Source organism: Desulfoconvexum algidum (genome assembly GCF_055382125.1).
The window spans coordinates 5985571-6009185 of the sequence record NZ_AP042394.1 but is presented as its reverse complement, the minus strand read 5'-3'; the positions used below and the strand labels follow the sequence as shown (position 1 = coordinate 6009185).

Sequence of the window (23615 nt, the reverse complement as noted above, 5' to 3'; positions counted from 1 at the left end):
CAGCTATAGCAGGGGCGCAAATATGCTCATTAAATTTTCACCCATTTTCCGCCATTTGCTGGCAGGTTTCATCTGGCCATGGCATTTTTCAAGGAGTTGCTTCATCCAGCGCTCGCTTTGGGCAATTACTTTTTGGGAATAGATAAAGCTGACCACCTCATAGTTTAAAAACAGGCTTCGCTGGTCAATATTGGCCGAGCCCATCATTACCCCCTTTGTATCGATCAAAATGGCTTTGGCATGGATCATGCCCGCCCGGAAAAGACAAACTTCAATTCCGTTGGCAGACAATTCCCTCATATAGCTGGATCGACCCAGGTCTGCAATTAAATGGTTTGAGCTGGCCGGGGTGATCAGTTTGATATCCACCCCCCGGTGTTGGGCGATGACCAGGGCCTGCATCAGACTTTTGTCCGGCACAAAATAGGGGGTAACGATCCAGATTCGTTCGGTTGCCATAAATACAGCGGACAAAAGGGTTTCATACAGGGCATCGCTGGCAATATCCGGGCCGGAAGGGACCACCTGTATGCCGATATCTCCATGGAATTTTGACATTTGTTCGGGTAAATCGAGCTTATTTTTGGCAGTATAGTTCCAGTCTTCCGTAAAAATTTCCCGGTAATGGAAGACCGCAGGTCCCTGGATTGAAAAGAGAATATCCTGCCATCGGTTATCACAGGGGGTAGGTCCCATATATTCCCGGGAAAGATTCATGCCCCCGGCCAGGACGGTCTTGCCATCAAATAGGAAAATTTTCCGGTGATTTCGCAGGTTAATATAATTTTGAAAGGGTCGGGTAAGGGGGGGCATATAAAACGCCACTTTCCCGCCGGCTTTTTTAAGTTCTTTTAAAGGTCCCTGGAAAAGATACAGGGGCAGGGATCCAATACTGTCAATGAGCAGTTTGACGCTCACTCCCTGTGAGGCTTTCTGGGTTAATGCCGCGAGAATTGATTTGGCCACTTCATCTGAACTGAATACATAGGTGGAAAAGAGAATCTGTCGTTCAGCCTGTTTAATTTGGGCCATCAATGCGTTATAGGCCTCCACCCCGTCAGGATAAAACTCAAACCAATTGCCCAGGGTGGCACCCGCTATTGCGTTTCCCCTCAGAATCATATCAAGGGAGGTGGCATTTTCCAGGGCAACTTCTCCCCTGCATGCCAGCTTAATCGGTGCTTTTTTCTTTTTTTTTCGTTTCCGGCTACGGAAGACAAAATAGAGGGGCACGGCAATATAGGGAAGCAGGATAATGGCCAGAAGCCAGGCAATCAGACTGGTGGGTTCCCGTCGTTGGTACACCATGTGGCCAAGGGCACTCAATACCAGAATGTCGGCGACGATGGCGCTTAAATGAATTATTAATATATAAATTATGTGTTCATTCATAGGGGTGTCCGGATCTGTCAGGTTGTTTGTGTTGCAACCATTGGCTTACTATTAGTCAAATCAACCATCCAAGTCAAGATTTTCCTATTTTGTGTTGTTTAATGGCTCGGTAAATTAGAGGGCAGTGTAAGAAAATTTTTGGCCGCCAAGGGTCGCCTCATACATTAGCCCGCCCTTGGCATGGACAAAGACGACCATTCCTTTGGTATAATGTGTCTGGGCCTGGACACCAGTGGCAGGGCCTGCGGTGGCACTGGCCGTTCCCCCTTCTGTCCCGGCTTTTGCCTGGACACCGGCGGTGATGGCGACTGCAGAAACCGAAGCATCGAATTCAAAATTTCCACTGATAAAATCGTTATAGGCGCGCTTGTCCTGGAAAAAAATTATTTCGGAAAAGGCCTGACCACCCAGCTGAAATCCTATACTTAACTTGACCAAAGAAACTTTGCCGGCCAGGTTGCCCTGTCTATATACCTGACCCTCCCCAAAGGCGCCACCCAACACTATGCCCCCTTTTCCCACCGTTGGAAATACCGCATACCCATAGCAATTTTTAAAAAAGGGCTGGACAGCTTCAGACTGTTTGAACACGGAAATAGTCTTTGAATAGCTGTCAGCAAATACCTGTGAAGAGGATCCGGCTATCAGTAAGAATGCCACCACAAAAAGGCTTGTTTTTAGAATTTTCATTTTTATAACTCCCTGTTAAAAAGCGTGGGTAAAAGCGTGGGTAGATTCATGGGTATTGGTGCGGATTATGTCACAATTTTTCGGGCAAAGGCCAGAACTTTTTTCTGGACCTCTTCGCCCATGTCCCCGGGGGTGGTACAATTGGGGATGAACAATTCGCCTGCATTGATTGCCTTGTGGGGATTCTGGATACGGCCAAATGCCGTAAATGCGGCTTCAGCATTGTTGTCCCAGGGGCCACCGCCGGTAACCAGAAGGGCCTGGCGTTGTCCCTCAACCAGGGAGGCGTGGCCGGGCTTATGATAATTGGTGTAAAGGCTGTAGGTCCGGTCAATAACCGCCTTTAACTGGGCTGTCACCCCCCAGAAATAGAGGGGAGAGGCAAACACAACTGCCTGGGCATTGACGATTTTCCCCAGGATATCCTGGATGTCATCTCGTTGAACACATCCCACTTCTTCCGGATGTTCTTTGCAGCGTGCACATCCCATGCACCCTTTGAGGATCTTAGAATTCAAGTAGATGGACTCCACCCCATGACCAAGGGTTAAAAGTTCTTTTTCCACCCAATTAAGGGCCTTTGCGGTATTCCCTTTTTTTCTGGCACTGCCCTGCAATAAAACGACTTTCATTGTGATCTCCTGTTTTTTATCTGCAAACACTATTTTTTCTATATTCAATAATCATAGGATATTCTAGTAGAGAAAAGGGGTTTGTCAAATAATTAGTTTTGCATGGGGGGGAATATTTTTGATATAGATCAAGTTGGTTGGTGTAAAATAAGGATATGGTGACGAGACATCATCTGGCATAAACGAGATAAACCTAGGAAAGGATACCCTATGCTTCGGATTTTCAGTGATGAGATATCAAACCCAAAAAAATTTGTGGTCACCCTGGAACTTGTGCCTGGCCGGGAATCGGGCGGCCAAAGTATTGATACCTTAAAGGCGATTGCAAAGGATGCCTTTGACGACGGCCGGATTTCAGCGGTTTCCATAACAGACAATCCCGGGGGCAACCCCTCCTTGAGCCCGGATGTTCTGGGGTATGAAATTTTTAAATGCGGGATGGATGTGATTGTTCATTTTACCTGCCGGGACCTGAACCGGGTGGGCATGGAAAGCCGGGCACTCCAATTGGCCCGCATGGGCATGAAAAATATTTTGGCCCTGACCGGAGATTATTCCGGGAAAGGGTTTGGTGGCCAGGGCAAACCCGTTTTTGACTTTGATTCCGTTCTGTTGACCACCCTGCTCAAGTCCCTTGATCAACGGCTGTTGGCATCCGGGGATCCGGATGTTTTTTTTACCGGGTGTGCCGTCTCCCCCTTTAAGAGCACCGAGGCTGAGACCCTTGCCCAATACGGTAAATTGGACAAAAAACTGGGAGCAGGCGCTTCTTTTGTCATTACCCAGCTGGGATATGATGTGAAAAAATTTAAAGAGCTGATCACCCATCTGGATCAAAAGGGAATGAAGCCGCCGGTGATGGGATCGGTTTATCTGTTGAGCCCCCGATCGGCCAGGGCCATGAACAAAGGGCGGGTTCCGGGTGCCCATGTGGCAGATACCCTGTTTGACCAGGTGATCAAAGAGTGGGGTAACACCCCCCGGTCTGGATTGAAAACAGCCATTGACCGGGCTGCTAAACTCGGGGTGATTTTAAAGGGGCTTGGGTACAGAGGAATTCATATTGGCGGAATTCACAGAAGTTTCAAGGCGGTGGGGGCGATCCTGGATCGGATGGATGAAATTGAAGATTCCTGGGAAGAGTATATAGAAGAATTTAATATGGGCAAACCCAATGCCAAGGTCTATTATTGTTTTGACAAGGATCCTGCCCTAGAAGAAAAAATAGGTGAAGAAAAAATATCCCTGGCCATCAGGATAAAGGAAAAACTTACAGATCATTATCCCCATGGTGTGCTTAAAACAGCCCATAAGATCTTTTTTGATAAAACCGCCCGGCTGGCGCCTGTTTATGGACGTCTGGCAGGCTTTTTGGAAAGAACCAACAAGGCCTGGCTGGTGAAATTGATACTTGAAGATCCCCTGAAAAAACCCCTGCTCTCCTGTCAGAGCTGCGGGGATTGCGCTATCCAGCACTTGGCCTTCCTATGTCCTGAGTCAGGCTGTCCCAAACATACAAGGAACGGTGCCTGCGGCGGCAGCCGGGATGGCTTTTGCGAAGTACATCCTGACAGACGTTGTGTCTGGGTCCGGGCATATGGTCGGCTGAAACACTGTGGAATGGGCCATACCCTTGGCCTGGATCTTGTCCCCCCGCGGATGTGGGAGTTGAACGAGACCTCTTCCTGGGTTAATTTTCACCTGGGAAAAGACCATCAAAAGGGGTTAAAATAATTCCCTTTGTTTAAATCCTTTTTTGGGGGTGCTGACTTTTTCCATGGCCGTGACCACCTGACCTGCCTCCTTACTCGCCAGGATCTTGGACCAGTCCTGACAGAATTCTTTTTGGGGGAGGGAATCATAGGTCACCTTGTATTGGTGGTCCACGGTCTGGGTAACGGCCATTGGTGTGTTAAAAACCAGTTCTCGTTCCTGGGCGGTCATCACGGGAAATCCATAGGGACGATTTTTGTGTTTTAAGGGTCCACGCGCTTCCATCCGTTCTATAACAAAGGTGATGTGCCGGATCAACCGTTGTCGGATCATCTGGGCCACCGTAACATCCACTGTATCTGCCATGGCGGATATGGCAGGGCCCAGGCTGGCATCCAATTCATATCCCACACTGTTTCTGTTGGCAGCCATGGCAGCGGCCATGGTGGTGCCGGTTCCCAGGAACGGGTCCAGCACCTGATCGCCCCGTACAGAATACATGTTGATCAGACGATGGGCCAGTTCAAAAGGATAGGCCCCGCTTCTTTTCCGGGCAGTTTTATCCCCCAGGGACTGGCCAGTGCCCTTGATATCAAACCAGATGTCTGAAAACCACGCATTCCGTTCTTCCCAGAACAAGGCACTCGCCCGGCGGTTCTGCTTGTCAGCCTCTCGCCCAAATTCCCTTTTGGGTCCTTTCCTCAGGATGAGTATATATTCATGCTCCAGAGTGACATAGGCCCCTGCCGGCAGCATGCCCGAGCCCATGAATTTATTGGGGGCATTGGTCTGTTTGCGCCACAGGATACAGGGGAGAGATGAAAATCCCAGGGTTTGGGCGGCGCTAAGAATCCGGGCATGGTTGGTGTAAAGGGAAAATTGTTCTTTTATGGTCCGTGTGGCATCCCCGATATTGATGCAGGCAAACCTGCCGGGTTTCAGAACCCGATAGCATTCTTTCCAGACATCGTCCAGAATTTTGTGCATGGCTTCAAAGGCCTTGGGACCCTCCCCTTTTTCCAATAGTGTGGTTACCTTGGGGTGGAGTGAGGAAAATATCGGGTCCCACATTTCAATCATGGGATAGGGCGGAGACGTGACCACCAGATCAATACTATTATCTGGCAGGTCTTCCATGGATCTTGAATCGCCAATTATGGGTCTATGCAGTGTTTCCATCTATGCTCCTGTTTAGTCTTGTTCAGGAGTTCCTATCATGTTTTGGAATCTAAGTAAATCTGCTTATTCTTTCCATGCCAGGGTTTTTTTAACGGCTTTTTTCCAACCGCTGTAGAGTTCATCCCGCTTTGTATCGGCCATGTCGGGCTCCCAGGTGGAATGGACATGCCAATTTTCTTTTAAGGCTGCCGTGTCCGGCCAGAACCCCACGGCAAGCCCTGCAGCATAGGCAGCCCCCAGGGCAGTGGTCTCCGCTACCCCGGGTCGGGTAACCGATACATTGAGAATATCGGCCTGGAATTGCATCAGGGTCTTGTTGGCCACCATGCCGCCGTCTACTTTGAGGGATTTTAAGTCAATGCCTTGTCCCAGGTCCAGGTTGATGGCTTCCACAATGTCCTTTGTCTGGTAGGCGCAGGCTTCGAGAACTGCCCGGGCAATATGGCCCTTGTTGGCAAATTGGGTGAGCCCGGCAATGACACCCCTGGCATCGGATCGCCAATAGGGCGCAAACAGTCCTGAAAAAGCGGGCACAACATAGACATCCCCGTTGTCGTCCACTGTGTTGGCAAGGGTTTCAATTGCAGGCGCTGAAGAGATAAGCCCCAGATTGTCTCTGACCCACTGGACCAGGGCACCGGCATAGGCAATGGATCCCTCAAGGGCGTAAACCGCCTTCTGATTGCCGATCTGATACCCCACAGTGGTCAAAAGCCCATGGTCGGAAAATTTAATGGTGGCGCCGGTGTTAAAGAGCAGAAAACAGCCGGTTCCATAAGTGTTTTTGGCTTCACCCGGTTCAAAACAGGTTTGGCCGAAAAGGGCCGCCTGCTGGTCTCCCAGGGCACCTCCCACCCTAACCTGGCTTTGGAAAGGGCCGTCAATTGTTGTCTTGCCGAATGCCTCTGGATGGGAGGAGGGGACTATTTTGGGCAGGCAGGTCCTAGGAATTCCCATTATCCCTAAAATTTCATCATCCCAATCCAGGGTCGATAGATTCATGAGCAGGGTGCGGGAGGCATTGGTTACATCGGTGACATGCCGGCCCTTGCCGGGTCCGCCGGTAAGGTTCCAGATGATCCAGGTGTCCATGGTGCCGAAAATGGCATCCCCCTTATCCACTGCCGTTTTAACCTTTGGTATCTGGTCCATCATCCATTTGATTTTAGGGCCGGAAAAATAGGTGGCTGTGGGCAGGCCGGTTTTGGATCGAAAAGAGTCCTTGCCATATACCTTGTCCAGTTCCTTACAGGTTTCATGGGAACGGGTGCATTGCCAGACAATGGCATTGTTCAAAGGTTTTCCCGTGTGTCGGTCCCAGGCAATGACGGTTTCGCGCTGGTTGGTCACGCCTATGGCGGCCAAATCTTGTCCTGAAAGGCCTGCTTTTTCCAGGGCCTGCCGGATGACAATTTTTGTGTTTTTCCAGATTTGATTTCCGTCATGGGCGACCCATCCGGGTTTTGTACAGATTTGATCGTGTTCCATCTGGCTGGCGCTGATAATGGTTCCGGTTTTGTCAAAAATAATAAACCGGGTACTGGTTGTTCCCTGATCAACTGCCCCAAGATATGCCGCCATAGCTTACTCCTTTCTTCATAATTTCAATAGCTGTCATATATATTTATTTTATAAAAGCAGGAACACGCCTGTCTCGAATATATCAACGGATAAAAAACCATTCAGCTGTGCTGGAGAGATCTTTTGCATACCCATAATCAGCCAGGACGATCTTTTTTATGGCGTTGACATTGGTAATTTTTTTTTGAATGATCTCACTTGCAAAGAGTCCCCTGGCCTGTTTTGCACGGACAGACAGGTTTTTTAATTTCCCTTCTGCCATTTCCCGAAATTGCAGGGTAATTACCTGGCCTTTTAACGAGCTGGTATCAAGGATGCTGCTATACTCCTGTGAGGCCAGATTTAAAATCACCTCATCTTTTTGGGTTTGCGCTTCAAAATAGGCGCTCACTTTTTCCCTCCAAAACAGTTTGAGCGTTTTGGATCTCTTGGGAAGAGGGGTGTTGAAATCCAAGCGGTAGGGTTTGATGCCGTCCATGGGGCGCAACACCCCGTACAATCCTGAAAAAATTTTCAGGGTTTCATTTGCAAAGGCCAGCTGACCCGGGTCAAACTGCCGGGGGTTCATGGTTTTAAACGCCTCTCCCTGGAAAGCAAACAGGGCTGGACCTGGAACGGCCAGGGTAAAATCATGGATCTGGTCCCAGGTTTTTTGGGTCAGCTTGTCACTGGTTTTAAACAGGTTCTTTAAGGCCCCAAAATCCAGGGCCTTTAATTCCTGGTTCAGCAGATCTGCTTCCCGCTCAAACCTGGGCCAGCTCATCCCCATGTGCAGGCTGGCCGGGATTTTGTCAAAAGCCATGGTTTTGGTTGGAGATACCAGAATTTTCATGGCAATGCTATTTTTTAGTATGGCACTGCTTGCAACTGGTGGGACCTGATTTTTCCCCTGATTTTTTCAAAGCCCTGTGGCATTTGAGACAGGTCTTGTTCATCACCTGTTTTCTCTTGAGGGCCTTTGATGCTTTCGCGGCTTCAAGGGCCCCTTCTCGCTGGGCAAAATTAATATGGCAGGTCTGGCAGTCTGTCACCACTTTTTGATGCAAATGGTGGGGGAAAAGAACGCTTCCAGACTTACCGCCGTATAGGGAGATCTCTTCTCTGCCCTGAATCTTGCCTGCAAAACTTAATGTCGGTACGAGAAATAATCCTGTCAGGATTAAACAAAAAAAAGAAAGTTTCCAGTTTCGGTGTATCATTTTGTGCCCTCCGGGATGATGGATTGTTAATGAATTTCTTTTAAAAATACGGTTATCCGGCCCACCGTGTCAATGGTTATCTTTTGTTTCTCATTTTTTTATCCTAGTCAAAACAACCTATTGGCAAAACATTTTTACCATGGCATAACACCATCAACTATTATGGATTTAAAACTATTTACAGATGGAAGTGTGGACCCCAAATCCAATATTGGCTATGGGGCTTATTTACTGGTTGCAAAGAATGGGCTTTCCCTGGATTCCCTGGTAGGTCGGGTGAAGTTGATGCGATTTGAACCCACCTCTTCGACAAAACTGGAATTGCAGACCCTGTTATGGGCAATGGCCGATGCAAAAATACAGGGGCGAAGGGTATTGGTGTACACGGATTCTCAAAATATTATTGGTCTGTTGGGACGGCGGGATCGCCTTGAAAAAAATGGGTATCAATCAAAGAAAAAGGACCGAATTTCCAATTATGAGCTGTACCAGGAATTTTATCGCAGAATGGATTTAATGGACTGTGAATTTATAAAGGTGCGGGGGCATAAGGTTTCCAATCAAAAAGATGAGATAGACAAGATTTTCACCCTTGTGGACAGAGCGTCAAGGAATGCCCTGAGAAAAGAGACTCGCGGATCACTAAGTCACCCGTAAATAGGGCTGGAAATAAGGGATTATTGCTGGTAAGGTCTTGTCCATACGCCTATTCGTTTATCTGTCTGGGGATTGGCCGACTAAATGAGGTTAAACGGGTAAGGCCAAGGACCCTTTGGAATGGACCCTTTTAAACAGGCAAAAAAAATTATGGAACCCCATATCCGGTATAAAACCATTTTTGAAAATACCGGAACTGCCACCATTCTCATCGAAGAGGACATGACCATTTCCATGGTTAATTCGGAGTTGGAGCGGATTTCCGGTATTGACAAATTCCGGGTGGAAAAACGAATGAAATTTTCTGAACTCATTGCACCGGAAGACCGTGAACGAGTGGTGACCAACCATCGGCTGAGGCGTGACAATCCAGATCTTGCTCCCCGGAATTATCCCTGCCGGGTCATGGTGGCCAATGGGTATATCAAAGAATGTATCCTTACCGTGGCATTGATCCCGGGAACCCAGCAAAGTGTGGCGTCCATAACGGATATTTCAAAGCAGAAGCAATTGGAGCGACAGATTGCCAGGATCAGCGAAGAAGAACGCCGCCAGATGGGCCAGGTGCTCCATGATGACCTTGGGTCCCATTTGGCCGGGGTGGAAGCCATGGCAGCCCTCCTGTCCGGCCGGCTTGAAAAAGAAAGCCATACCCAGGCGGGGCTGGCCCGGGAAATAACAGGGTTGGTAAACCAGGCGATTGGTAAAACCCGTGCCATGATCCAGGGGCTGGTACCGGTGAACCTTGAAAATGTGGGGTTTATGATTGCCCTCCGGCAATATCTGGCCCAGGTGGAAAAGGCCTTTGAACTTGAATGTCGGATTTGCGGGGGGAAAAATATCCAGTTTTCCAATACAGCCGTATTGACCCATCTTTATTATATCATCCGGGAATCCGTGAACAATGCTGCCAAGCATGGCGCTGCCCAAACAATTTTGGTCTCTTTTAAAACCGTCCCCAATACATTTACATCGGATGTGATCGTTGATATTCAAGATGATGGCAAGGGGATGGGCAAAATGGATACAAAAAAAATGGGAATCGGCCTTGCTGTCATGCAGCATCGAGCAGATCTTATCGGTGCCAGGCTGAAAATTCTTGAAAACAAAACAGGGGGAACCATCATCCGGTGTACGCTCGAAAAAAAATATTTATCGTAGACGATCACCCGGTCTTTAGAAAAGGGCTTGCCCAGCTCATTGACGAGGAAGCGGATCTTCAGGTGACAGGTGAGGCGCAAAGCGTGGCCCAGGCCATTGAATTGATTCAAAGGGGGGTGCCGGATCTTGTGATCGTTGATATAACCCTTAAGGACAAATCCGGGATTGATCTCATTGAATACCTCAAGGAACATTTTCCCAAACTCCCCATCCTGGTGATTTCCATGCACGATGAATCCTTGTATGCAGAGCGGGTGCTGAGGGCAGGGGCGTTGGGGTATATCACCAAGCATGAAATGACCGGGGATGTGGTCATGGCGGTTCGCCAGGTGATTGCGGGCAAGCGGTATATCAGCGCTGATATGGTGGATGCCCTGCTGGGAAAAATGATGGCCGGAACCAAAGGGGACGGCATAAGCCCCATTGAAACCCTTTCCAACCGAGAACTTGAGGTGTTCCAGCTCATCGGCCAGGGATTCAAACGGGGGGAAATTGCCGGTCTTCTTCATTTGAGTGTCAAGACCATTGGCACCTATCGGGAAAATATTAAACGAAAGATGAATCTTAAAACTGCCACGGAACTGATGAAACATGCCCTTACCTGGGTTCAGTCCCAATCATGAAATCCGACTAGGCGTTTCGCCTAGTAAAATATCGGCGTTCTGCCCATGTAAAAAAAGGCCCTTCATTGATTTTCAACCCCTTGTATCTATCGCATAGTATGGCATGATTAGATTTGTATTTGATAATCAATAGAAGCTTATGCATCATATCGGGGTAGCCTGTAAGGGGGACGGACCATGGCAGCAACGCAACCGGAATTGGTAAGGGATGTTGAAACCTGTGTAGATCGTATCATTGAAACCGTGGGCTACAAAATTGTGTTTGGCATGCCCCTGGCCTTGGGGAAACCCAATCATATCGCCAATGCCCTGTATCTGAGGGCTAAAAATGATCCTGCCATAGATCTGACCATCATTACGGCCCTGTCCCTTGAAAAACCGGCACCTTCTTCTCCCCTTGAAGCCCGTCTGCTGGACCCCATTGTGAAGCGGATTTGGGAGGGTTTTGTCGAATTTGAATATATGAAGGACCTTCGGAAAAAACAATTGCCGGAAAACGTCACCATTTCTGAATTTTTTACCAAAGCCGGCGGTTATCTGAATTCTCCCTATGCCCAGCAGCATTATATCAGCACCAATTACACCCATATCGTCAGGGATCTTATCGATAACGGCCTCAATGTTCTTGGTAATCTAATCGCCCCCCACCCCGAGGGCAATCCAAACCTGTTTTCCATGAGCTGTAATCCGGATCTGGTTCTGGAAGCCTTTGAAAAATTGTTGTCAGAAAAGCAAAAGGGACACACCTATATGATCCTGGGTCAGGTAAACTCAAATTTGCCGTACATGTATGGGGATGCGGTGGTGGAATCATCTAACTATGACATGATTCTGAACGATCCCGCTTATGATTTTCCTTTGTTTTCAGTCCCCAAGGCAGCTGTTTCCCTGGTAGACCATATGATCGGCTTCAATGTCAGTCCCCTGATCCGGGACAACGGGTCCCTGCAGATTGGTATCGGTTCCCTGGGAGATGGGATTGCTTCCAGCCTGATCATGCGGCATAAGGACAACAAGACCTATAACCAGATTCTGTCCGCCATGAATATCCCCGGGCGCTATGGCGACCTGATGGAGAAAATCGGGGGGACCGGAATTTTCAAAAAAGGGCTGTACGGGGCCACAGAAATGCTGGTGGATGTTTTTATCCAATTGTATAAGAACGGGATTCTCAAGCGAAAAGTCTATGACCATGCCGGGCTCCAGAAGCTGCTCAACGAAAAAATTATGGGCGAAGCCATCACTCCCCATATTTTTGACATTTTTGTGGACCACCACATTATCCATGAACGATTGACCAAGGCGGATTTCCGTCTGCTCATGAAGTATGGGGTGATCAAAGGGCCCCTTGAGTATATGGATGGCCAGTTGATCTGTGGGGGAATCGGTTTTTCAGCCGATCTTGGGGATGAACAGACCCGGGCGCTGCTCACCCGGCACCTGGGAGATCGTCTCCAGGAAGGGGTGATCTGTCACGGATCGTTTTTCATCGGGCCAAATGATTTTTATGATGCCCTCAATGGTATGCCAGAAGAGGAGCGAACGCTTTTCTCCATGACCGGGGTGGACTATGTGAACCAACTCTATGGGGATGAAAAACTTAAAACCCGTCAGCGGCTCAACGGCCGGTTTGTCAATGCCGGCATGATGGTGACACTTCTGGGGGCGGTTGTATCCGACTGCCTTGAAAGCGGAAATATCGTTTCCGGAGTGGGGGGCCAATACAACTTTGTGTCCATGGCCCATGCCCTGGACGACGGTCGATTGATCATGATGGTCAGAAGTACCAAGAAATCCAAGGGCAAGGTTTCATCCAATATTGTGTTTAACTATGGTCATACCACCATCCCCCGTCATTTGCGGGATATTGTGGTCACAGAATACGGGATTGCCGATCTTCGGGGCAAATGTGACAGGGATGTTATTGCGGCTCTGTTGAATATCAGTGACAGCCTGTTCCAGGAAGAGCTGCTGGAACAGGCCAAGCGCTCGGGAAAAATAGAAGCCGGGTATGTGATTCCTGAAATCCATCGCCAGAATACACCGGAACGCCTTGAAAATCTCCTTTCGCCCTTTAAAGCCAAGGGTCTTTTTCAACCTTTTCCCTTTGGCACGGATTACACCCAAGAGGAAGTCACATTGGCAAAGGCATTGAAACTGCTCAAAGAGAAAGTGTCCACCCACCGGACCCGGACCATTGCCGGTATTGTCGGGCAGTTTTTTTCAAAACCGCCTAAGCTAAGTATTCCTTTGTTGAAACGAATGAAACTGGATTTGCCTAAATGCCTGCGGGAAAGGGTGTTAAGGGCAGTGGTGGTATATGCCTTGCGGCATAGCAATTGATGCGTGTTCCCAATACCCCAAAAATAAACCGGATATTTTCTTTACACAGATTCTAAATATTGGTACTCAGCCATTGATAAAAATTATCCGTTAGATTTATGAATGGTGACAGGTTTGATTGCAGCCTGCCTGTCAATTTAAGGAGTATCACCGATTGCTTGAATTTTTACCCGCAGAAAAACTCAAAAAAAAGTTTGGGATATTTGGACATTTTTATTCCATTGACCTAGGTTCAGGAGAACAAATTGAATGTCGGAGCGTCCTTGAAATTGTGGCAAAAAAAGACATCCCCTCCCCTCGCGATTTATTGCTGGGCAGGGCGGCCGATGCCATTTTTATCATGATGAATCCGGGGTCATCCCTTCCCTTGGAAGCGGTGAATAATAATATTTTGGGGGAACAGGCGGGGGATCTTTTCGCCTCTCTTGTATCAACGAAACCAGACACCACACAGTATCAAGTCATGAGAGTCATGGCATATTGTGGCTGGTCCCATGTCAGGGTCTTGAACCTTTCAGACCTGAGAAATCCCAAAGGGGGAAAATTTGTGGCCCAGTATCGGGATATTGAAGAGAGAACTCGATTTACAGCACACTCCCTGTTCTCCGATGAGCGAAAACAAGAACTCCAAAGGCATCTGAACCGGCGCTCCCAGTCGCCGGTTGTTTGTGCCTGGGGTGTCAGCCCCGGCCTGGATCCGCTTATTGAAAGATGCCTGGACAAAGTATCCGGCACGAAAGGCCTTATCGGGCTTCTTAAACCAGAGACAGAGAACAAGTATTTTCATCCTCTCCCAACGCTTCAAAAAGCAAAAATGAAATGGGTCGATAACATGGTCGCCCTGATTAATTCAAGGGGAAATCTCTCATAACCGTGGCCGGAGCATGGTATTTTCTCCTGGATGTTTATTAAGTTTTGCGGGTGGCATCCAGATACAATTGAACAAAATGATTCAATTTTTTGGCTTTGTTTTCCATGAATTTTATCCAAAATGATAAGACTTCTTTCCCTTCATCTGTAATGGTATATATCCTTTTGGCAGCACCTGCTTGTTTTGTTTCCCATTGGGATTGCACAAAATTATCCTCTTCCATCTGGCGCAAATGTCGATAAACCATTCCCGGCGGTGCATCTCCTTCAATGAATCCATAGGATTGGATGGTGGAAATTAATTCATACCCATAGGAGGGTGCAGCGTTTAACCCCAGCAAGATTGAGGCCTGAATATATCTTTCCTGTCGGTTGGAACCTGGTTTATGCATTTTTTTATCATTCATAAAAAACTTCCTTGATATATATCCTTAAAGGATATATAGTTTAATGGATTATATATTTTATATGATAGTTATATAAGATATTTTTCCATTCAACAATAGTATTCAAACAATAGGGGGATATCATGAGTAAAATATTTGTGAGGGAAAGACGGAAGATCGAAAAAGGGGAGAAAAAACCGCGGCTGAGAATTGTGGGGGTTTCTGGCGGTGATCTCAAATTATATTCAAAGCATGTTCGGAAGGCGGAGATTGAAGCCATTGCCGCTGAAACGAGCGCCCAGATCGTTTATCTGCCTGAGCATGGTACCGGTAAAAAGGATGGTTCCCGCTAACCGATACGATCCGGCAGGAGGTTATAACCTCCTGCCGGCCATGGGCATTCTATTTGTAAATAATCGTGCCGACGTGTTTTCCTTCCAAGGCATCCCGAATGAATTCCGGATGGTCCAGGGCATTTATGATCTGAAGTTCTTTCAAACATTTAGTTTGTTTAAACATTTTTAAAATGGGACGTTCTATTATCAGATCATCCAAGTCCAGTTCAATGAGCTCATCAACGGAAATTTTATCATAAAATTTCAAATCCTTGGCCTTGTCTCCCGCCTTTTTGGGATCACTCTCAAAAAGCCCTCGTTCATCTTTCAGATAAATAAGGGATCTGGCACCAATGTTTTCTGCTAAAAGGAAGGCGCCGCAATCTGTTCTATGGGGAGGAATGGAACCAAATTCAGCCGGATGTTCAAAAAAACCATAGGGTGGTATCCCAAAGGTGATGGGAAGATACCCTTCCTTGCAGAACATGGTTAATTGTTCAAGATGGTCCCCATGGCCGATTTTTACGCCCCCATGTTTTGCCAGAAGAACCGAAAGCATTTCTGCATTCTGCCAGGAAACCTTATCCCCTAATTTGGATAAAACACCAGTGGGCATGCCCAGGTCCACGCCGATATTATATACATGGCGGGCCCTTGTTCCACCGCCGGTCATCAACAGCAATTTATAGTCATCCTTGAGTTTGATCAGTTCATCTAAAATAGGAAAGATGGCTTTTGCACCTCGGTCCATGATGCTTTGCCCCCCTATTTTCAGGATATTGATATCCGGGTGCATTCTGAAATATTCTTTGGATTCGGTTGTTTTTAATAATTTTTTGCTCACAAGAGATTCCCCCATAAGAGGGGTATCAATATGCAATCTACCCTTGTCATCATCTTCTTTAATTAAGTTTCCCATGGATGGCTCCTTTGAAAATTATGTTGGACGGTTAACTGGTTTGATTTTAACGGGATTTATTCTTCAGTTTGCATTGTTATAGGATAATCGTCAAGGAAAGAATCCCCTCTGGAGCATTTTTTATCTCTCCCCATTTTCAAGTCCCTGAATTGATTTTTTCTCTTTTTGTGTTTTATTAAGGGGAAACCGATATTTTAATTGCCAAAAGATTGGTTTTATTTTAAAGGGTTCCCATGAAAGGCAGATCCCTGGAAAAGGGAACATTTAAATTGCAGATGGTGGTATGTGCGCTTGTCACGGCATCTTTTACCAATATCTATATCACTCAGCCCATTTTACCGGTTCTCCAGACGGAATTTGGGGTGACCACGGTCCAGGTTTCTTTGACCGTGTCTGCTGTCATCCTGGGCATCGTGATATCCAATCTGTTTTTCGGATATTTGTCGGACAAGGCCCCCCTTCACCCCATTTTGCTCACCGGCGGCATCTGTGTTGCCGCGGCAGGGATAGTTTGTGGGGTTACCCATGATTTCAGGGTGTTGGTGGGCGCCCGATTTGTCCAGGGCTTGTTCCTGCCGGCTTTGACCACTAGTCTTGCGGCCTGGCTGTCCAAAACCCTGCCCAAAAAACGATTGTCCGTGATCATGGGAACCTATGTGGCAGCAACGGTTTTAGGCGGGCTTGGGGGACGGCTGTTGGGGGGCTGGATCCATCCGCCGCTGCATTGGCGGTATGCCTTTTTTTCCGCCTCTTGTCTGATTTTGGTTACCACCCTTGTGGCAGTTTTCGTCCTGCCCGGTCAAACCCCTGAACAAAAAGCCGCTAATCATAAAACAGAATCTTTTTTGACCCTGGTGAAACGAAAAGATTTGTTTTTATTGTATTGCTGCGGGGCCTCTGGCCTGCTCATGTTTTCCCCTATTTTTAATTTTCTGCCCTTTCGTCTGGCAGGTCCGCCCTTTAATTTTTCCACGGAAATGATCACCTTGATTTACCTGGTCTATGTGATGGGGATTTTTCTGGGCCCGGTTTCAGGCCGGATCAGCAACCGGTTTGGCGGGGGCAATACCCTGGTGGCAGGAAGTTTCATCCTGGGGGTCTCTTTTCTTTTGCTGCTTATTCCCTCGGTGACGGCAGTCATTGCCGGACTTTTGGGGGTTTGTGCGGGATTTTTTACCATCCATTCAACGGCGGTGGGCCTGTTGAACCGGAAACTTGCCAACAGTCAGGGCCGGGCCAATTCCCTGTATGTGTTGTTTTATTATGCCGGCGGCTGGCTGGGGATTACCGGTGCCGGGTTCGGGTTTGAGTACGGCGGGTGGAATGGGGTGATCTATTGTGTGGCCGGGTTTTTGGCTGTCCCTATTTTTACGGGGATAGTTGAGCTTCGGGCAGCAAAAAAAAGATAAGGGGTCCTCAAAAAGCCGGGTGGGGTCAGAGTTGAATTTGATATTTGAAAAAATCTCGAAACTCATCCTGGCGGTGGCTGACATAGAGGAGGGTGCTGACCTTTTCCTGTGCCACCTGTTCCAGAAAATCCAGCACGGCCTTTCGGTTTAATTCGTCCAGTCCCTGGGTGGGTTCGTCCAGGATCAGCAGCCGGGGCATTTTGATCAGGGCACGGGCAATGAGGACCAGTCGCTGGTTGGCATAACTGAGCTGGCGAAACGGGGTTTGGGCTTCTTGAATAAGTCCTGTTCGCTCCAGCCATTTTATGGCCTGGTGTTCGTCTTGGCGGGTATATTTCTGGTAGATGCCAATGGAATCAAAGAGGCCTGAGATAATACAATGCAGGGTACTGCCCGGCACAAGGTAGTTCCGGTGAAGGTCCGGGCTGACAATACCCATCTCTCGTTTTAGCTCCCAGATGGATTCGCCGGTCCCCCTTTGGGTACCGAATATGCGCAGATCATTTTGATAGCAGGCCGGGTGGTCTCCGGTGATAAGCTGGAGCAGGGTGGATTTTCCGCAGCCATTGGGGCCTGTCACCAGGGTGTGGTCGTTGGTGTGGATCTTAAGATTTAAACCCGTGAAGATGGGCTTGCCCCCATACCCGGCAGACCCGTTTTTCAAACGAACCAGTTCAGTTGCGACGCTGGCCTTTTCTTTTGACCCGAACCCGGGGCTTTCACCGAGGGTTTGAGCAATATTCTGGTCCTGGATTAATTCTTTTACAGATACCTGAAAATCCGGGTCTTCCTGGCCTATACTTTTTTCCATGGCCGCCAGGGTATTTTCTCTGGGTCCCATGAGGTCCAGGCGGCCATGGGCAATCAGACCCACATGGGTGCAAAAGTTTGGGATGTCCCCTCTGTTATTCACGGTGATAAGAATCCCGATGCCTTGTTGGTGCAATAGGGCCAGTGCCCTGTTAAGTTCCCTGCAGCTGACTGGGTCCAGCCCTTCATAGGGGGCCTGGATTGCCAGATGGTCGACCCCCCGGGTGATCTGGGCCAGGAGCATGAGTTTTCTGGATTGGCCCGTGCTCAATTGTCGGTATCCCTTGTCCATGGAATCGGTCATGTTCAGGGCGTTGATCAGGTCGGCATGGCGTTCAGCATTTTTCAGGAATGAAGCAGCCGGGGTGCCGGGGTCTATTTTGTCCAGAAAATCGGTATCATTTTTTTTTAGCTCTTCCTCAAACACCTCCTGCTGGCGACTGAAAGAAATAATCCCTAAGGCTTGGGGCAGTTCCACCAGGTCGGCATGGATGTCCCGATTTTTCTCGTCCAGAAAGGTGAAAAAGTCTTCAATTCCGGAGCGGTTGCTTCCCACAAGACACCAGGCCTCCTGGGCCGTGGCCATAAACCGGTCAACACTGAGGTGCTTTGATCTTGCATTGATAATTTTCATGGCCCGCATTCAAACAGGTTGGGCTTGCTAAGGCAAGAAAAAAACGAAACAAACCCTTTTTTTACCGCGAATGGGAAGGCGTATGATACTGGAAAAAATTGGAATAAAACAATGAAAACCCTCGGCCGGGAGTTTATTCGTTTCATGAATGGGGTATCCTTTTAACAGGATGCCGTGTATCATTATACGTTCACTATAGGTTACGGCTGTTGCCAGGACATATCAGGATCGCTACTCGGTGATGGGTCAGGAAGCCTTTTGCTTCCCTCGCTAAAATAAAAATAGAGTGTGGATCAACCTGTTGGTATTTTTTAGGAGGTATGAATGAATAAGCGGTACGATTTTTCAGATCGCACGGATATTGTCATTGTTTTGTCCGGTGAGGCAGGGCAGGGCATTATGACATTGGAATATGTGCTTACCCGGCTTTTGAAAAAACAGGGTCTGAATGTTTTTAGCTGCAAAGAATTTATGTCCAGAGTTCGGGGAGGACTCAATTCCATTCAAATAAGGATATCACCCCGAAAAGTTGACGCGTGGGTGGATCGGATTGATATCCTGATTCCTATCAGCCCCGATCTTTCACGCCTTGATCATCGTATCAGCAGCAAAACTATGATTATCGGAGAAAAAGAGAAAATAATCACGAAACAGCCTGTTATTGATTTTTCGTTTCAGGCCGCTGCCGTGGCAGCCGGCAGTAAAAAATATTCCAATACGGTTGCATCCGGCCTGATTCTTTCGCTGTTGCATATCGATCCTTCCCTGCTTGATACCTATCTGGGCCAAAAATTTGTTCATAAATCGCAAGCGATTATTGATGGAAATATTGAGGCGGCCAAACGGGGGGTTGAAAAAGGCAGGGACCTGGTTGAAAAGGGTATCATCAAAATTGAGATGGACCCTGTTTCACCTCTTGTTGAAAAAATTTTGGTGGACGGTTCGGCAGCTGTTGGCATGGGAGCCATTGCCGGCGGATGTGATTTTGTAGGCAGTTATCCCATGTCTCCTGCCACTGGAGTCCTGGAATTTCTTGCGGAACAATCCAATGGGTTTTCTGTTGTCGTGGAACAGGCGGAAGATGAAATTGCGGCCCTGAATATGGTGCTGGGCGCCTGGTATGCAGGTGCGCGCGGCTTTGCAACCACTTCCGGCGGCGGCTTTGCCCTGATGGGGGAGGCCATGAGCCTGGCTGGGATAACCGAATCGCCTGCCGTCGTTCACATTGCACAGCGCCCGGGCCCGGCAACAGGGCTTCCCACCCGAACGGAGCAGGGGGATCTTAATCTGGCACTTTATTCGGGACACGGTGACTTTGTCAGGGCCATCTTTGCACCCGGCAATCTTGATCAGGCCTTTTATTTGACGGCAGACGCCTTCAACCTGGCGGATGCGTATCAGATTCCGGTGTTGATTCTGACCGATCAATATCTTATGGATTCTGCCTATACCATTCCGGCATGGGATCTGGGGCGTGTGTCTGTTAAAAAACGATTCGTAAAGACAGATTCGGATTACTGCCGCTACCGCTATACCCGGAATGGTATTTCTCCCCGCGGCGTTCCCGGATACGGTAAGGGACTTGTGTGTGTAGACAGTGACGAGCATGATGAACGAGGGCGGATAACCGAAGATTGGAAGACGCGTGAAAAAATGATGAAAAAGCGGATGAAGCGGCTTGATCTCCTGGAAAAAAAAGCGTTGATGCCTTCGGTACATGGTAACCCGGACGGTGATATTGTCGTCGTCGCCTGGGGTTCTTCGCATAATATGGTCTTGTCGGCTGTAGAGAATGCGGGCAATCCCCGTATTAAATATCTCCATTTTTCACAGGTTTATCCGCTGAATCCTTGTATCCGGGAGGTGATTGAAAGCGCTAAAAAACTGGTGCTGGTGGAAAATAATTATTCCGGACAGTTTGGTGATTTGCTGTTTAAAACCTTTGGACGCAGGATGAATGAAAAAATTTTATTGTCAAACGGATTTCCGTTCAGCACTGAATTCCTTACCCGTAAATTTGAAAAGATACAGGGGGATTAAATGAGTAAATATGAACTTCCTTTTGATATAGACATGGCCTGGTGCCCGGGGTGTGGCAATTTTCAGATCCGGAAAAGTATCATTTCTGCCCTGGACGAGCTAGGGCAGGTCCATCAAAAAGATGTTGTTTTTGTTTCCGGAATAGGGCAGGCAGCCAAGATGCCCCAGTATCTGAATGTCAATTATTTCAACGGCCTGCACGGCCGGGCGCTTCCGGTCGCCCTTGCCGTAAAGGCGGCAAACCCTTCTCTTACCGTCATTGCTGAAGGGGGGGATGGCGATATGTACGGCGAAGGCGGCAATCATTTTCTTCACAACATCCGCCGGAATATCGACATTACCCATATTGTGCATAATAATATGGTGTACGGCCTGACAAAGGGTCAGGCGTCTCCAACAAGCCAGCCGGGAATGAAAACAGGGGTGCAGGTAAACGGTGTTGCAAACGAACCCTTTAATCCGCTGGCCGTGGCAATCTCTCTGGGAGCCAGCTTTGTGGCACGGGCCTATTCCGGAGAAATGGAGCAGACAAAGGAAATCATCAAAATGGCGGTTAACCATAAGGGGTATGCCATGATTGATCTGCTTCACCCCTGTGTTTCCTTCAACAAGATAAACACCTTTAAATGGTATGAGCAGAACACATATACGATTGAGGCCCATGACGAAACAGACCGTAGTAAAGCATGGGAGCTGACCATGAAGCCTGGCAAACTGGGACTGGGCGTTTATTACAAAAAAGGAGGGGGCAAGACATTTACCGATTCTTTACCCTGCTATCAAAAGGATATGTCCCCCCTTCACACGCGGGAGCGGAAACAAAAAAAACTTGCCGAGCTTATTCATTCCCATGTATAGATGAGGAAGGGTTCACAGGCCAGTCAGTGACGACATCAATAGGGAGACAGCAACATGCAGCGAGATTTTCTTCTCAAACGACTCGAGCAAAAACCGGATAAGCAATGGGATATTGTTGTCATCGGAGGCGGGGCAACTGGCCTTGGTATTGCCGTTGATGCAGCATCCAGGGGATATAAAACCGTACTTTTCGAACAATCGGATTTTGCCAAAGGGACTTCCAGCAGGAGCACCAAGCTGGTTCACGGCGGTGTCCGCTACCTTGCCCAGGGAGATATCTCACTTGTGCTCGAAGCATTGCGCGAGCGGGGATTGCTGCGCCAGAACGCACCCCACCTTGTGAAAAACCAGGCCTTTATCATCCCGAATTACGACTGGTGGGAGGGACCCTTTTACAATGTCGGCATGAAGGTCTATGACATGATGGCCGGCCGGCTGGGGCTGGGGCCATCTGAGAAAATTTCCAGGGAAGAGACCCTGAAGGCTATTCCCAACCTGGATGAACATCAACTGAACGGCGGTATCATCTATTATGACGGTCAGTTTGATGACAGCCGGCTGGCCGTCAACCTCGCCCAGACAGCTGTGGAAAATGAGGCGATTGTGCTCAATTACATGCCGGTCACAGGACTTCTCAAAGACAGGGGAAATCTTGTCTGTGGTGTTGAAGTGACGGACACGGAATCCGGAGAAACTCACCGGGTCCACTCCCGTGTGGTCATTAATGCCACCGGTGTTTTTGTTGACACTATTCTTTCCATGGATGATGCCGGGACAGAGCCTCTGGTAAGGCCGAGCCAGGGCATCCACTTTGTCCTGGACAAGTCCTTTCTCCAGGGAGAGTCCGCCATTATGATTCCAAAAACATCGGACGGCAGGGTCCTGTTCGCCGTTCCCTGGCATGGCAAGGTGGTGGTCGGGACAACAGACACCCCTTTGGAAATAGCGGATATCCATCTTGAGCCCAGGGCCCTGGAAGAAGAAATCGAATTTATACTGACAACCGCAGCCCAGTATCTTAAAAAAGATCCCCAAAAAAAAGATGTGCTCAGCGTGTTTGCGGGACTTCGGCCCCTGGCGGCCCAGCAGGACAGCTCAAGCCGAAGTACCAAGGAAATTTCTCGAAGTCACCGGCTCATGGTTTCCCTGTCCGGCCTGATTACCATTACCGGGGGCAAGTGGACCACCTACCGGAAGATGGCCGAAGACACTGTCAACAAAGCCTGGATGGTGGGAGGGCTGCCGGAAAGAAAGTGTGTTACCGAAACCATGCCCATCCACGGGTATGTAAAAAACACCCGTTTTGATTCCCCGGGTTATTTTTACGGCGCTGACCGGACCGCCATCAACTCCCTGATCCAGGCCGAACCGGATCTCGGCCAACTGCTGCATCCGGATTACGAATATACCCGGGCCCAGGTGGTCTGGGCTGTCCGCCATGAAATGGCCCGGACCGTGGAAGATTTTTTGTCCAGAAGGATAAGGATGCTCCTGCTGGATGCCAGAATCAGCATGGTCATGGCAACCGAGGTGGCAACTATCATGGCCCGGGAACTCAAACGCGATCCTGGGTGGATACAATCCCAGGTGACAGACTACCAGACCCTGGCCAAAGGGTATATTTTAAGCTGAAATCTTGTGTTTGGGGATTAAACAGAGGCTGGCGATGAATTTAAAAACTTGCAGAGTCTTTATGGTATTAACAATGTTCCTTGTGATTCAAGGATGAGAGAAATAAACGATACCATTAACCCCAAAGAATACATAGCTCCGGTATTCAAAGCTATTTTTCGTCAACTGCAGCGTGGAAAGGCTCTTGAACCAATGGTTTTTTATAAAGGATGCTATATTTTAAATTTAGATGGTACAGGTATCTTTTCCTCTAAAAAGCTTACGGCACCTTTTTGTATGGAGAAAAAAAATAAAAAAACAGGGCAGATCACTTATTACACCCAGATGCTGGGAGCTTCAATTGTCCATCCAGATTTCAAAGAAGTTATTCCCTTGTGCCCTGAAATGATAATCAAACATTCAACACGCTTAAAAATCAAGGGTATCATTTTGAGCATAATTTTGGACTTGGAAAAGAATATTTAGCTGAAGTTTTTACAATGCTCATGATGTTAGCCTTTCTTGTAGATCAAACTCAACAACTTTGCTGTCCTTTATTTCAAGCCGTATTGG

Annotated in this window: 22 protein-coding genes; 12 read left to right on the top strand and 10 right to left on the bottom strand. The window is 48.2% G+C overall.

Features of this window, described 5'->3' with window-relative positions:
* Window positions 1-3: 3 nt before the first annotated feature.
* From ACZ45G_RS27060 to ACZ45G_RS27050, 3 genes are all read right to left on the bottom strand, one after another.
* The gene (locus tag ACZ45G_RS27060; protein ID WP_464173696.1) at window positions 4-1392 is read right to left on the bottom strand and encodes a phospholipase D-like domain-containing protein; all 1389 of its coding nucleotides are present in this window, start codon (window positions 1390-1392) and stop codon (window positions 4-6) included.
* A 114-nt stretch (window positions 1393-1506) separates the two neighbouring features.
* Window positions 1507-2082 carry a lipid-binding SYLF domain-containing protein gene (locus tag ACZ45G_RS27055; RefSeq protein ID WP_464173695.1) on the bottom strand — a complete coding sequence of 192 codons (576 nt, stop codon included), beginning with the start codon at window positions 2080-2082 and terminating at the stop codon, window positions 1507-1509.
* Between the two features lie 65 nt (window positions 2083-2147).
* Entirely contained in the window at window positions 2148-2714 is a 567-nt protein-coding gene (locus ACZ45G_RS27050) for a flavodoxin family protein (protein ID WP_464173694.1), read from the bottom strand.
* Between the two features lie 210 nt (window positions 2715-2924).
* Here ACZ45G_RS27050 and ACZ45G_RS27045 point away from each other — a divergent pair, with 210 nt between their 5' ends.
* Window positions 2925-4448 (top strand): methylenetetrahydrofolate reductase C-terminal domain-containing protein, encoded by a 1524-nt coding sequence (locus ACZ45G_RS27045; RefSeq protein ID WP_464173693.1) that lies wholly within the window; start codon window positions 2925-2927, stop codon window positions 4446-4448.
* On the opposite strand, the gene ACZ45G_RS27040 is transcribed toward ACZ45G_RS27045, so the two are convergent.
* From ACZ45G_RS27040 to ACZ45G_RS27025, 4 genes are all read right to left on the bottom strand, one after another.
* Complete coding sequence (locus ACZ45G_RS27040; RefSeq protein ID WP_464173692.1) at window positions 4440-5606, bottom strand: DNA-methyltransferase; 1167 nt, start codon at window positions 5604-5606, stop codon at window positions 4440-4442. The genes ACZ45G_RS27045 and ACZ45G_RS27040 overlap by 9 nt on opposite strands.
* Before the next feature lie 63 nt (window positions 5607-5669).
* Window positions 5670-7187 (bottom strand): glycerol kinase GlpK, encoded by a 1518-nt coding sequence (glpK, locus tag ACZ45G_RS27035; RefSeq protein WP_464173691.1) that lies wholly within the window; start codon window positions 7185-7187, stop codon window positions 5670-5672.
* A gap of 82 nt (window positions 7188-7269) precedes the next feature.
* Complete coding sequence (locus tag ACZ45G_RS27030; protein WP_464173690.1) at window positions 7270-8019, bottom strand: YaaA family protein; 750 nt, start codon at window positions 8017-8019, stop codon at window positions 7270-7272.
* A 7-nt stretch (window positions 8020-8026) separates the two neighbouring features.
* Window positions 8027-8386 (bottom strand): cytochrome c3 family protein, encoded by a 360-nt coding sequence (locus tag ACZ45G_RS27025; protein WP_464173689.1) that lies wholly within the window; start codon window positions 8384-8386, stop codon window positions 8027-8029.
* Between the two features lie 162 nt (window positions 8387-8548).
* Between ACZ45G_RS27025 and ACZ45G_RS27020 the strand changes: the two genes are divergently transcribed.
* The 5 genes from ACZ45G_RS27020 (at window position 8549) to ACZ45G_RS27000 (ending at window position 14041) form a co-directional block, all read left to right on the top strand.
* A complete protein-coding gene (locus ACZ45G_RS27020) occupies window positions 8549-9043 on the top strand; it encodes an RNase H family protein (RefSeq protein WP_464173688.1) in 495 nt (164 codons plus the stop codon).
* Between the two features lie 120 nt (window positions 9044-9163).
* The gene (locus ACZ45G_RS27015; RefSeq protein ID WP_464173686.1) at window positions 9164-10204 is read left to right on the top strand and encodes a PAS domain-containing sensor histidine kinase; all 1041 of its coding nucleotides are present in this window, start codon (window positions 9164-9166) and stop codon (window positions 10202-10204) included.
* A complete protein-coding gene (locus ACZ45G_RS27010; RefSeq protein ID WP_464173685.1) occupies window positions 10174-10827 on the top strand; it encodes a response regulator transcription factor in 654 nt (217 codons plus the stop codon). Before ACZ45G_RS27015 ends, ACZ45G_RS27010 begins: the two co-directional genes overlap by 31 nt.
* Window positions 10828-11004: 177 nt before the next feature.
* The gene (locus ACZ45G_RS27005; RefSeq protein ID WP_464173684.1) at window positions 11005-13170 is read left to right on the top strand and encodes an acetyl-CoA hydrolase/transferase C-terminal domain-containing protein; all 2166 of its coding nucleotides are present in this window, start codon (window positions 11005-11007) and stop codon (window positions 13168-13170) included.
* A gap of 154 nt (window positions 13171-13324) precedes the next feature.
* Window positions 13325-14041, top strand: coding sequence for a hypothetical protein (locus ACZ45G_RS27000; protein ID WP_464173683.1), 717 nt, complete (start codon window positions 13325-13327; stop codon window positions 14039-14041).
* Window positions 14042-14078: 37 nt separating this feature from the next.
* On the opposite strand, the gene ACZ45G_RS26995 is transcribed toward ACZ45G_RS27000, so the two are convergent.
* Window positions 14079-14447, bottom strand: coding sequence for a helix-turn-helix transcriptional regulator (locus tag ACZ45G_RS26995; protein ID WP_464173682.1), 369 nt, complete (start codon window positions 14445-14447; stop codon window positions 14079-14081).
* A 122-nt stretch (window positions 14448-14569) separates the two neighbouring features.
* Between ACZ45G_RS26995 and ACZ45G_RS26990 the strand changes: the two genes are divergently transcribed.
* A complete protein-coding gene (locus ACZ45G_RS26990) occupies window positions 14570-14779 on the top strand; it encodes a hypothetical protein (protein WP_464173681.1) in 210 nt (69 codons plus the stop codon).
* Window positions 14780-14828: 49 nt separating this feature from the next.
* Here the strand turns inward: ACZ45G_RS26990 and ACZ45G_RS26985 are convergent, their stop codons facing one another.
* Entirely contained in the window at window positions 14829-15680 is an 852-nt protein-coding gene (locus tag ACZ45G_RS26985; RefSeq protein WP_464173680.1) for an amino acid kinase family protein, read from the bottom strand.
* 233 nt (window positions 15681-15913) lie between these two features.
* Between ACZ45G_RS26985 and ACZ45G_RS26980 the strand changes: the two genes are divergently transcribed.
* Window positions 15914-17089, top strand: a complete 1176-nt coding sequence (locus ACZ45G_RS26980) for an MFS transporter (RefSeq protein ID WP_464173679.1) — start codon at window positions 15914-15916, stop codon at window positions 17087-17089.
* Window positions 17090-17114: 25 nt separating this feature from the next.
* On the opposite strand, the gene ACZ45G_RS26975 is transcribed toward ACZ45G_RS26980, so the two are convergent.
* A complete protein-coding gene (locus ACZ45G_RS26975) occupies window positions 17115-18533 on the bottom strand; it encodes an ATP-binding cassette domain-containing protein (RefSeq protein WP_464173677.1) in 1419 nt (472 codons plus the stop codon).
* A gap of 324 nt (window positions 18534-18857) precedes the next feature.
* Here ACZ45G_RS26975 and ACZ45G_RS26970 point away from each other — a divergent pair, with 324 nt between their 5' ends.
* From ACZ45G_RS26970 to ACZ45G_RS26955, 4 genes are all read left to right on the top strand, one after another.
* On the top strand, window positions 18858-20573 hold the full coding sequence (locus ACZ45G_RS26970; RefSeq protein WP_464173676.1) for a 2-oxoacid:acceptor oxidoreductase subunit alpha: 1716 nt from the start codon (window positions 18858-18860) through the stop codon (window positions 20571-20573).
* Window positions 20574-21431: a thiamine pyrophosphate-dependent enzyme gene (locus tag ACZ45G_RS26965; RefSeq protein WP_464173675.1), complete on the top strand. Its 858-nt coding sequence runs from the start codon at window positions 20574-20576 to the stop codon at window positions 21429-21431. It abuts the gene before it with no gap.
* A 54-nt stretch (window positions 21432-21485) separates the two neighbouring features.
* Window positions 21486-23063: a glycerol-3-phosphate dehydrogenase/oxidase gene (locus ACZ45G_RS26960; protein ID WP_464173674.1), complete on the top strand. Its 1578-nt coding sequence runs from the start codon at window positions 21486-21488 to the stop codon at window positions 23061-23063.
* 93 nt (window positions 23064-23156) lie between these two features.
* Entirely contained in the window at window positions 23157-23528 is a 372-nt protein-coding gene (locus tag ACZ45G_RS26955) for a hypothetical protein (protein WP_464173673.1), read from the top strand.
* The last annotated feature ends 87 nt before the right edge of the window (window positions 23529-23615 follow it).